Raw genomic sequence first — 11,345 nt, forward strand, 5'->3', positions numbered from 1 at the left:
CACGTATCTAACAGGAGGAAACTAAAATGACTCATTCTAATTTTCCAAAAGATTTTTTGTGGGGCGGGGCGCTTTCTGCCTGTCAGGCTGAAGGTGCTTATAATGTGGACGGCAAGAGTCTGACCATTCCCGAAGTGATGAAGTTTAACGAGAAGAACGACCGCAAGGTGACCAAACAGATCAGAGTGAATTGGGAGATGATAGAAGAGGCCCGGAACGACCCGGATACGGTTAAATATCCAAAGCGCCGGGGGATCGATTTCTATCATAACTTCCGTGAGGATATCGCATTATTCGCCGAGATGGGCTTCAAAGTGTTCCGTTATTCCATTTCTTGGGCCAGAGTATTTCCAGGTGGCGACGATGCCGCTCCGAACGAAAAGGCACTAGAGTTCTATGATCAGGTTATTGATGAATGTCTGAAACAGGGCATGGAGCCCCTGATCACCATTAGCCACTTTGATACACCGATTGTACTGATGGACAAGTTCGGAGGATGGTACAACCGCAAGCTGATCGATCTGTATGTGAACTATTGTGATGTGCTGTTCAATCGCTACAAGGGCAAAGTGAAATATTGGGTGACGTTCAACGAGATCAACATGAGCGTGAAGGCATCTGCCAAGACGCTGGGAATCATTGATTATGATGCACCGAATTATGAGGAAATGCTGTTTCAGGGATTGCATCATCAATTTGTAGCTGCGTCCAGAGCAACCAAGATGGCCCATGAGATTGATCCGAATAACCAGATCGGAAGCATGGTGGCATATTTTACAACGTACCCATACACATGCAAGCCGGAGGATGCACTTCAGATGCAGCAGGATGATCAGATGAAAAATCAATTCTATCTGGATGTGCTCAATAAAGGCGAGTACCCTTATTATAGTAAAACGTATTTCAAAAACAAGGAGATCCGGTTGAACATCGAGGACGGCGATCTGGATAACATTCGCGCACATACGGCTGACTTCGTGGGGATGTCGTATTACAACTCCATGATTTCCAGCAGTGATACCGAACAACTTGAATTAACAGCCGGGAACGTACACAGTGTCTACAAAAACCCGCATTTGCCTGCAAACGAGTGGGGTTGGCAGATTGATCCCATTGGCCTGCGGTATACGCTAAATCTCGTCTATGATCGGTATCAAAAACCGGTCTTCATCCTGGAGAACAGCTCAGGCTTCTACGACAAGCTGAATGAGGACGGAACGATCAACGATCCCTACCGGATTGATTTCCTGAGCAAACATATCGAACAGATGGGACTCGCCATTGCGGATGGCGTCGAAGTGTTGGGTTACACGATGTGGGGGCCGATCGACATGATCAGTTCAGGGACTTCCGAGATGAGCAAACGGTACGGATTTATCTACGTGGATCAGGATGACTATGGCAATGGTACGCTGAAAAGATATCGGAAGGATTCGTTCTTCTGGTATCAGAATGTGATCCGTACCAACGGAGCAGAACTGTAACAGGTCATGAATATTCTGGGCCGAATCAAAAAAATCCCTGGCGGCTTGCTGATTGTTCCTATGCTTGCCGCCGCGGTTATCAACACGATTTTCCCGTCGTTCTTTCAGATCGGAGATCCAACAACAGCGCTGTTCACATCGAAAGGTACCATGGTGCTGATTGGCATGATTTTGCTCGTGTCTGGCACACAGCTCAATCTGTCACAGCTTCTGATGACCTTGAAGAGAGCAGGAGTACTCTGTATTTCACGTATTCTCATCAGCTGCCTGTTCGGCTGGGCATTTGTACACTTTTTTGGCATTAGTGGGGTTGGAGGCGTGTCTGCAGTAGCTTTCATCGCCGTTCTGACCAGTTGTAATCCAGGGTTATATCTGGCCTTGATGAACACGTACGGAGATGATGTGGATCGTGCTGCGTTTGGCATTCTGAATCTGATTGCCGTACCGGTTATTCCGGTCATGATATTGAATTCGGCAAGCGGTGTTGGTATGGATTACCTTAGTGTTCTTGCTACGCTAGTACCTTTTTTTATCGGCATACTTCTTGGTAACCTGGATCGCAACATACAGAAGATGTTCGCTCCGGGAACACTGATTCTGCTGCCTTTCCTGGGTACAAGCTTTGGGTCGAATATTGATCTGCGTATTGCATTTCAATCCAGTCTATCCGGCTTATTGGTCACGGTGTTATTTTTACTGATCTGCATGCTGCCGCTCATTGGAATTGATCGGAAGATATTAGGACGGCCCGGTTACGCAGCGGCTGCGACATGTTCGGTTGCCGGATTGTCTATGGTGGTGCCTTCAATGGCTGCCGAATTCAATCCGGCGTATGCGCCTTATGTGGACACCGCTATCGCTCAGATTGCGTTTGCCGTGATTCTGACGTCGGTGACCGTGCCTTATATCGTGAAGCGTCTGGCTGGAGGAACAGCGACGGAAGCTTCTGCATCAACAAATCACTAGAAAAAACAGCATGTGTTCTGTCAGGTCATGACGGATCACATGCTGTTTTGCTTTGTACATCTATATGTTACAGACCAAGCAATTGTTTAACACTTTCAGCTACCGCTTTGCTGGATTGCGGATTCTGTCCTGTGACTACGCGGCCATCAGTTGTGACATAGGAACTGAATGCAGCAGCTTTATCGTATTGTGCAGCGCGTTCTCTCAAAGCATCTTCCAACAGGAAAGGAACATACTCGGTTTGTTGAGCCAATGCTTCCTCTTCATTCGTGAAGCCGGAAACCGTTTTGTCGTTGATCAAAAGCAGGCCGTTGGACAGCTTCACGTTCAGCAGGGCTGTAACCCCGTGGCACACGCCGGATACAACGCCACCTTTTTCATAGATTTCACGAGAAAGCTCTTGAAGTTCCGCATTGTCCGGGAAATCCCACATCGTACCGTGACCGCCTGTGAAGTAGATTGCATCGTAGTCGCTCGCGTTTACTTCGCCAGGTTTCAACGTGTTCTTCAATTGGTTCATGAATGTTTCGTTCTCAAAATAGGTTTTGGTGCTCTCATCCAGGGAGTCACCGAGACTTTTCGGATCAAGAGGTACGTTACCGCCTTTAGGGCTAACCAGATCGATCTGAACATTGTCATTATGGTCAAATTCTTCAATAAAGTGAGTTGCTTCGCTCAGCCACAAGCCGGTAGGTTCGTCCTTCGTTGCGTATTTATCTACATTTGTTAGAACAACCAGTATCTTTTTCATATAAAAACCTCCCGTAAAGTGTATAACATCAATTTATATTAAATATCACAAAATTAAATTGTGTAAAATCTATTATTAAATATAACATAACCATTTTCTAAAGTAAAATCATGAACGTATCTTCGATCTCCATTGTTACTTTCAAGCGTAGGCGTAAAGAACAATCTAGTAGTAGTAAATATGCCCTTAAGAATGCACGTTTACTTATAATTTTCTTTTTAATTTACTCAATTTGTAAGCGGAGGTAGGCATGTGTAAGGGTTATCAAAATTAATTCAAATTTGATTTTAATTTGATTGTACATCTAGGTCTTTTGATATAAGATGTCGAAAGAAACTACATTATAATGGTACATATTACATATCTAATCGGGGGAAATTGAACAATGAAACGTACAGGAAAATTCGTCACTTCAACGATGGTTGCTGCTATTGCAGCTGTGTCAATCGTGTCTTCAGCCTCGGCAAGCACAATCTCTAATTCGAATATCTCTAGTATTTCTATGGCTAATATTCAAAGTATGGATATCGAAACTGCTTTGATGTTGGTTCAACAAGAACGCACCAAATTATTGGATGCCCAATTGCAGACACAAATTCAGGAAGTACAGAACCGTAACAATTATATTGCAGATTTGAATGCACAATTGTCGATAGCTCAACAAAACGGGGATGAAGCAGCTGTTCAGAAGCTGAAAGGTCAAATTGATGCTGCGAGCAATTCCCAGCAGATGGACATGCTTCGTCTGCAGTCCATGTCCAACAAGCGTAATGAAGCATTTGAAGTAATGACAAACTTTATCAAAAAAATGCAGGAATCAAGATCATCCATCATCGGTAATATGCGTTAAGAACGGATGATTAACTGCAACAATACAAAAAGAGCGAAGCCGGAATTCTAATTCCGAAACTTCGCTCTTTTGTATTTTCCTTCAATCCAAGTTAGCCCGACCAGTCACGACGCCGAGTGAACAGATCCTTCAACTCATCCGTCGACAATTCCGTAATCCAGTTCTCGGAGCTTGTGATGATGTTATCGCTAAGTTGTTGTTTGCTCTCCAACATCTCGTCAATACGTTCCTCCAGTGTACCGAGAGAGATGAACTTATGCACCTGTACATCTTTGGTCTGACCCATCCGATAAGCACGGTCGGTAGCTTGATTCTCAACAGCCGGGTTCCACCAGCGGTCAAAATGGAAGACATGATTGGCTGCGGTCAGATTCAATCCCACACCGCCAGCCTTGATGGACAGAATAAAGACGGATGGTTGCTTATCCTCAGGCAAAGTACGGGATTGGAATTCCTCAATCATACGATCCCTTGCTGTCTTGGATGTGCCCCCGTGCAGGTAAAGCACAGGCTCTTGCAACTCCTGACGCAGTACCTGCTGCAGCATCTGCCCCATACCGATATATTGGGTGAAAATCAGGCATCGCTCGCCCTCATCCCGCAATTCACGGACAAGCTCCATCAGTCGTTCCAGCTTCGCGGAACGGCTGATCAGCATTGCCATATCCTGCGGGCTGTACACGTCATAAGCAGATGTCAGTGCGCCGTCTTCGGGAAGTTCCTCCGGCAAAGCTTCTTTCGTTAGCAGCAGAGGGTGATCACACAACTGTTTAAGCTGGGTTAACGCCGATAGAATGGCACCTTTGCGCTTAATGCCTTCCAGCTCTTTCATTTTATCCATCAGGGCCTGTACGGACTGGTCATACAATGCACTTTGTTCGCCCGTAAGGTGAATATAGGTTTTCATCTCGTTTTTGTCCGGCAGATCGAGCTGGATATTGGGATCTTTTTTCTTACGGCGTAGCATGAATGGTTTCACCAATTGCTGCAGATCCTGCATCCGCTGCTCATCCTTGTCTTTCTCTATGGCACTGATGAAACGAGTCTGGAATGCCCGGGCGTTGCCCAGATATCCTGGATTGATAAAGTCATAGATCGACCACAGCTCGGACAACCGATTCTCGATCGGCGTACCTGTCATGGCAATGCGGTGTTTCGCCGGGAAACTGCGGACAGCCAGCGACTGTTTGGTCTGGGCGTTTTTGATATTCTGTGCCTCATCGAGACAGATGCATGCCCAGGTATAGGTTTGTAACATCTCCTGATCCAGTGTAGCCGTAGCAAAGGACGTGATAATAATATCCACCTGCTCGGTCTGCTCCCGGAATTCTTCTCCACCTAATCGGCGTGCGCCATAATGCAGACTGACATTAATGGAGGGCGCAAAGCGGCTAATTTCCTTTTGCCAGTTGCCCAGTACGGAGGTTGGGCAGATCAGAAGTACCGGGGCTTGTCCCGGCTTACGTGGTTCATGATCCTTGATGTGTAACAGATATGTGATGAACTGAATAGTTTTCCCGAGACCCATATCATCGGCAAGACATGCCCCAAGTCCGAATCTGCGCAGGAAACCAAGCCATGCAAAACCTTCCTTCTGATACGATCGCAGCTCGGCATGAAGTCCTGTAGGAATGGGCAGAGAAGGCGCGCCACCTTGTCCACCCCCCAGTTGTGCGATAACCCGATTCAGGTGCTCATTCAGTTCTACTTCCAGCCGAATGTTCTGATCATCCTGTGGTTGCTGCTCTTCCTCGGTTTGTTGTCCTTCCTTCCATTTCTGATTGCGATATTCCCGTTGCTCATTATGCAACAGATGCAGGTGCAGAATATCCTGAAATGAGAGTCCTTGTTCCCGATCTACACCGCCCATGGCACGACGTATCTGTTCCAGCAGGTCGGGGTCGAGAGGGACCCATTCACCTCGGAAGCGAACCAATCGTTCATTACGGGCCACAAGATCGGCGAACTCATCTTCGCTGAGATCCGTATCACCAATCGCTATTCGCCAGTCAAAATGAATAATCGAGTCCAGTCCAAAGAATGACTGTCCCCGCTCACTGCCTTCCTCCGGTTGCACCTTAGCACGCAGCTTTGGTTTCTTCTTACGGGCTGCTTCCCACCAACCAGGCAGCAGAACTTGCCAGCCCGCTGCGAGCAACCGCCCGCTATCCTGCGTCAGGAACTGCCAGGCTTCCTGATCTCCCAAAGGGTCACTCAGCACATCCCGCCTGCCGCTAATGGAGCTTCCGAGACGCGGCAGATGTGCACGCAGTTGATCCAGCCATCCGGCGGAGCGGTCCAGAATGAACGGTGTCCATACCTCTGGCCATTCGCCTTCAAGCCGGCCCCGTGAATCCAGCATGACGGGCACCAATACAGCGGCATCCAGCTTATTCTGCAATACCAGTCGCAGCCGCCAAGATGGCTCATCCTCGTCCGGTTCCTGCAACTGCAGCATGGGTCTGAATGGTGCGGCATCCGCTTTCCAGCCAATGGATACGAGCCAGGACTGAGCATCCATCCCGGCTGTCTTGGGTAGAATCCCACGTTCTGGGAATAACTGCGGGAATTCACGTCGCAGATCGGTTGCTGCTTCCTCCGAACTGTACCAGCGCTGGAACACAAAGGCGGAGTAGGCCGCCCCAAGTCCTTCGGCATAACTCTCGTCGGTCTGTTGAATCGCCTTGGTAAGCGATGCCCGCTCCTGCTTTTTCAAGCTGTCAGGGTCCCAGGTCCACTGAAGTTGTCCTGCACGGTAGGCCTCGAAGCTAGGTACGTATTTGCGTTTTTCGATAGATGCTGCGAGCGCGGGAGCTAGACGAATCAGATGTTCCGTTTGCTCGTCCCATTTCCATTCAATATGAAGTAAAGTGTGCATCTCGGCAAAGAAGGGAATGACTTCTTCCGCAGGCAGAACAACCAGCTCAATCTCCTCAATCTGCCGAATTTCCAGTTCGGTACCGTAGAAGGAAGGCGCATGCCAAGCGAACAATCGCTGCTTAAGCGACTGTCCCGGTACAAAGTGGTGTGTGTTGAGTGCTCCGTAAAACAAAGCATCGCCATATCCGGTTAAAGCGACGTGAACCTCAATCGTTTCAGTGTATGGATGAATTAAGCTCATGAGATCAGTTTACCTTTCCGAAGCTCTTCCTGCAGGGCACGCAGCCGACTGTTACGAACGGCGAGAGTGGTGATGAACTGCTCCCAGTGCGCTTCTTGCTTCAACTTTTTATAGATTTTGGACAGGCGTTTCAGCAGCTTCACCGCGGCCTTGTATCCGTCCCTGTTCTTATGTCCGATATAACGCTCCACTGCCTGATGATAGAAGGGGAGCAGCAGCTCAGGTACATCTTTTTCGATTGGTTGCAGTATCGCTACGCGGAATTCGAGAGGTTCCGTTCCCGTACTCAGCTGAAAATCAATCCATCTGCGCCACTGTCCACGCGAATGCATGGCATCCTCGTAGGCGGGGCGGGAGTGGGGAAGCATACTGACAAGTGTGTCCCACATACGGTTCTCTGCATCGGGCAGATGTTGAATGGCCGTATCCCACAGATGCATGTAATCATTCAAAGGTGTATTACGCCGATTCGCCAGAAGGGGGCCAAGTTGTACCAACCAATCCCCAAGCCTTTTCCATTCAGCCCAATCTGCGAGTACATGGAGAAAATGCAACAGATGTTCTGGCGGGAAACCGTAGGTCGAGCTTCCATGGATGAGTCGCTGCCATGCCTGATCATCTTGCCCTACATGGAAGTACATCCAGCTCTGCGCGAGTACCAGTGGTAAAGGCAGTGTCACTGCTTTGCTTGGTCTATCAATACTACTTTCATTACTCTGAGCGCTACCCAAGACACTTCCACCTGACTGGGAAGGTGGCGAAGCGGCGGTTATATTGCGTTCTATATCATCTAAGATGGCCTGTTCCGACACTAACATGTCCCGCGACCCTTGCAGCTCAGGTACAATCCAGTTCAACCACAGTTGTCGATAGATGGGAGTGAAGAACATCATGCTGGCTGTCTCAGGCATCATCTGTTTGCGTAAATAAGCTGAGGTTTCGGCCAGTCTGTTCCAAAGTTGTTCAAGCTTGTTTCCCGCTAGACCTGACAGGTCTAGCGGATGGTTAAAGATCCGTTCAATGTCTTTCTGAAGTGCATCCACCGCGAGCTGGGCAGGGTAGCTCAAGTACACGGGGGTATGCGTGATGGAGTTACGAGCCGGAGGCACGCAGAATCGGATGAGGTGCAGCTGCACATGTAGTTCAAAAAGCTGGTCCATTACAGCAGACAGCCTTGGTTTAATGGCATATAGCTCGTCCGTTGCTTCCTGTACGTAGGATGTGCTTGCTGTGCCAGTACCCAGCCGTCTCAGACAGGAGTGGAATAGCTCATGCCATTCCGAGATTTCGAGATCGGCAAGCTCTGTTGCACGTTCCTTGATCTGGCTGTATTGGTTGTCCGGAAGGTCTGTATCCTGCTGTTCATCGGCATCTGTATAGCTGGATCGTCCTGCTGACATGGCACCGACGGGTTTGGTCGTTTGTTTGAGCGCAGTACTGGAGTGTGCATTAACAATCGCATGCACAGGTCGCTCCAGTTGCTCGGCATAACTCATCAAGACTGCCGTCATATGTTTGCATACGGAGTTCACCGGGCAGGTACAATGACTTGTAGACAAGGATTGCATGCTCAGGGTGACCTCATATTCTTCCGATCCCTGTACAACGGCCGAAATCCCTTGTTGTTCTGAATAGGTTAATGGTCCGACACGTTTCTGTTTATAATATTGGAATCCGCGCATGATCGTCAGGTTGTTAAAATGCTCTGCAACTTCCCGAATTAATTGTTGCCACTGCGCATCATCCATCCTCATGTTAATTGGTATGTTCATCATTCCATCTCCTGGGGTAAACATAGGTTCAGTAATCACCACGTCTATGATGTGATGTTGTAAATTTGTTGTATCCATCATATCAGTTATGAGCCAATCCGTGCATGGGTTATGAAGAATTTGAAGCTATTTTAGACCAACTGGAATCAGGATGAACACGTCGGTTCTGCTGGCGGCCGACATGCAAGAATGCACCATATTGTGTATGCTTATGGTATGTATTCCTATCAGGAACGATGCAGGCCGGGGAAACGGCCATACTACACACAACAGGAGAGAGCATATGAAAATACTTACGTTAAACACACACGCCTGGGCGGAAGAGGATCAACTGAACAAGATCAGTCAACTGGCTGATTTTATTAATACACATCAATTTGATGTGATCTCCATGCAGGAGGTCAACCAATCCATGCAGGAAGCTGCGCTTTCTGCAGAAGAACTGAAGATGTATTATGCTACTGAATCCGACGCTGTGATTAAAAAAGACAACTATGCCTACGTCCTGCTTCAGCAGCTGACAGAGCAATATTACTGGACGTGGATTCCCGCGCACGTCGGGTTTCAAAAATATGACGAAGGACTGGCGATCCTTAGCCGGACGCCGATCACACAGGCTTTTGGAGAATATGTGTCCCACATGCGGGATTATAACAATTACCGTACACGCAAGATTGTGGGAATTCAGACGGTCGTCCAAGGTGAAGCAACCTGGTTTGTGAACGGACACTATAACTGGTGGGATGATGCACAGGAACCGTTCAAGGGACAATGGGAGATGACGGAGAGCAAGCTTGCACCCTACATGGATCACCCGTTATATATGATGGGTGACTTCAATAATGTCGCTGAAGTACGTGGTGAAGGCTATGATTATATGATGAGCAAAGGCTGGAATGACCTGTACACCACCGCATTGCAAAAGGATGAAGGAGCAACCGTGGTGAAGGCCATTGCCGGCTGGGCAGATAACAAACGCGATCTTCGGATCGACTATATTTTCTCCAATCGTCCGATTCAGGCCAAGTCTTCCACTGTGGTCTTGAACGGTAAAAACGGGCCGGTGGTCTCCGACCATTTTGGCGTCGCTGTAGAGATATAACAGCCATTTGACCATAAATGGGATATCAACTCAAATACAAAACAAAGCCTCCGCTGACTTCCTGTTAAGGGAAGTGTAGCCGGTGGCTTTGTTGCATTTAGACATAATTTCCTATGTACATTTCATATCATTCTTTATTTCTGCTGTGGAACTGGCCTACTATTCTAGCGCCAGCATCTGATGTACGAACTTTTTCAGATTCGCGCTTGTCTCGCTAAGCTGTTCGATACTTTCCATGAACTCGGATACAAGCTTGGCCTGATCCACCGTTGCGGTTGTAATCTGACCGATCTCCTGCTCCATATGTTTCATGGAATCCTGTACACTACCGAGGGAGGTTTCGATATCAGCCGCTGCTTGTTTCGTATGATCGGACAGCTTGCGTACTTCACTGGCAACGACACCGAATCCGGCTCCCTGATCGCCCACACGGGCTGCCTCTATCATGGCGTTTAGTCCAAGCAGATTGGTTTGTTCCGATACTTCACGAATGACGTTTGTTACTTTACTTACACTGACCGAGTTCTCTGAAGCTTTTTTGGAGTTGCGCAGAATCTCTTCCGAGGTCGCAGAGAGTTCTTCGGAATGTGCCGCAATCTGCTGAATGCCACCGACGAGAGTATTAATGGTTGTTTCATTTTCACGGATCAGCGTTTCCAGTGTCATGTGACTATCCAGTGCGTAGTTCACACCCAATATACCCACGACCTGATCGTTTTCCTTAATGGGAATAAGAATGGAGTCGAAAGGTCTGCCTTGCAGATCACCAGGCATACGTGCAACAGTACGCGTCTCCTTGTTGGTGAGCATTTTGAAATTTTTATAATCGTCATGCAGTTCATCTCCAACCTTCACGCCAATCTCCAGACTTTTTGCTTCGGAAAAATACAATACTTTCTCATGATCATTAATGGATATGGATATGTCGTCACGGAACATTTGGCTAACAAAAGGCATAGCATTTACCAGAGATTCAAGAGTATTCAATGTGCATCTTTCCTTCCCGATACAAAAAGTGGAATTCTCAATCTATATAAGTTGAACTAAAGATATATTCACACGTACACTCCGATGACAGAATAACCTTCCAATCGCTGTTATCCCCAGATTTTTTTGATTCCCTTTTCTCAAGGGAAAAATCCGGTGATAAAGGCGAACGCTTCGCTTTTTCAGGTTTTTTCTGTCCTCTACGTTTCTGTGTAAATGATTAGTTCAACTTATATAGTCTCTATATCGGTAACTTTTTCCGTTTTTTTGAATTAATGTCCAATGAAGGTGTAATTGGCGAAGGGAAAACCG

At 47.5% G+C, this 11,345-nt stretch carries 8 protein-coding genes; 4 read left to right on the plus strand and 4 right to left on the minus strand.

The genetic code is table 11. The annotated features are described in order from the left end of the window. Window positions 1-26: 26 nt before the first annotated feature. Both F0220_RS01310 and F0220_RS01315 read left to right on the plus strand, forming a co-directional pair. The gene (locus F0220_RS01310; RefSeq protein WP_105602212.1) at window positions 27-1,484 is read left to right on the plus strand and encodes a glycoside hydrolase family 1 protein; all 1,458 of its coding nucleotides are present in this window, start codon (window positions 27-29) and stop codon (window positions 1,482-1,484) included. Between the two features lie 6 nt (window positions 1,485-1,490). Beyond that, window positions 1,491-2,450, plus strand: coding sequence for a 2-keto-3-deoxygluconate permease (locus F0220_RS01315; protein ID WP_105602211.1), 960 nt, complete (start codon window positions 1,491-1,493; stop codon window positions 2,448-2,450). A 67-nt stretch (window positions 2,451-2,517) separates the two neighbouring features. Here F0220_RS01315 and F0220_RS01320 read toward each other — a convergent pair whose 3' ends face one another. Further along, complete coding sequence (locus F0220_RS01320; protein ID WP_105602209.1) at window positions 2,518-3,201, minus strand: type 1 glutamine amidotransferase domain-containing protein; 684 nt, start codon at window positions 3,199-3,201, stop codon at window positions 2,518-2,520. Window positions 3,202-3,586: 385 nt separating this feature from the next. Between F0220_RS01320 and F0220_RS01325 the strand changes: the two genes are divergently transcribed. Continuing rightward, the gene (locus F0220_RS01325) at window positions 3,587-4,051 is read left to right on the plus strand and encodes a hypothetical protein (RefSeq protein ID WP_091012151.1); all 465 of its coding nucleotides are present in this window, start codon (window positions 3,587-3,589) and stop codon (window positions 4,049-4,051) included. A gap of 91 nt (window positions 4,052-4,142) precedes the next feature. Here the strand turns inward: F0220_RS01325 and F0220_RS01330 are convergent, their stop codons facing one another. Together F0220_RS01330 and F0220_RS01335 are read right to left on the minus strand one after the other, a co-directional pair. Beyond that, complete coding sequence (locus F0220_RS01330; protein ID WP_105602323.1) at window positions 4,143-7,163, minus strand: DEAD/DEAH box helicase; 3,021 nt, start codon at window positions 7,161-7,163, stop codon at window positions 4,143-4,145. A 5-nt stretch (window positions 7,164-7,168) separates the two neighbouring features. After that, window positions 7,169-8,947: an SWIM zinc finger family protein gene (locus tag F0220_RS01335; protein WP_146118079.1), complete on the minus strand. Its 1,779-nt coding sequence runs from the start codon at window positions 8,945-8,947 to the stop codon at window positions 7,169-7,171. Between the two features lie 280 nt (window positions 8,948-9,227). On the opposite strand from F0220_RS01335, the gene F0220_RS01340 reads away from it, so the two are divergent. Continuing rightward, entirely contained in the window at window positions 9,228-10,046 is an 819-nt protein-coding gene (locus F0220_RS01340) for an endonuclease/exonuclease/phosphatase family protein (protein ID WP_105602207.1), read from the plus strand. 159 nt (window positions 10,047-10,205) lie between these two features. Here F0220_RS01340 and F0220_RS01345 read toward each other — a convergent pair whose 3' ends face one another. Continuing rightward, window positions 10,206-11,033, minus strand: coding sequence for a methyl-accepting chemotaxis protein (locus F0220_RS01345; RefSeq protein WP_105602205.1), 828 nt, complete (start codon window positions 11,031-11,033; stop codon window positions 10,206-10,208). Window positions 11,034-11,345: the final 312 nt, after the last annotated feature.

This window comes from Paenibacillus sp. 37, assembly GCF_008386395.1.
GTDB lineage: Bacteria > Bacillota > Bacilli > Paenibacillales > Paenibacillaceae > Paenibacillus > Paenibacillus amylolyticus_B.

Excerpts from the sequence above, each read along its gene's own strand:
- F0220_RS01320 (WP_105602209.1), bottom strand. The coding sequence starts at position 3,201 with ATGAAAAAGATACTGGTTGTTCTAACAAATGTAGATAAATACGCAACG.
- F0220_RS01335 (WP_146118079.1), bottom strand. The coding sequence starts at position 8,947 with ATGATGAACATACCAATTAACATGAGGATGGATGATGCGCAGTGGCAA.
- F0220_RS01325 (WP_091012151.1), top strand. The coding sequence starts at position 3,587 with ATGAAACGTACAGGAAAATTCGTCACTTCAACGATGGTTGCTGCTATT.
- F0220_RS01315 (WP_105602211.1), top strand. The coding sequence starts at position 1,491 with ATGAATATTCTGGGCCGAATCAAAAAAATCCCTGGCGGCTTGCTGATT.
- F0220_RS01310 (WP_105602212.1), top strand. The coding sequence starts at position 27 with ATGACTCATTCTAATTTTCCAAAAGATTTTTTGTGGGGCGGGGCGCTT.
- F0220_RS01340 (WP_105602207.1), top strand. The coding sequence starts at position 9,228 with ATGAAAATACTTACGTTAAACACACACGCCTGGGCGGAAGAGGATCAA.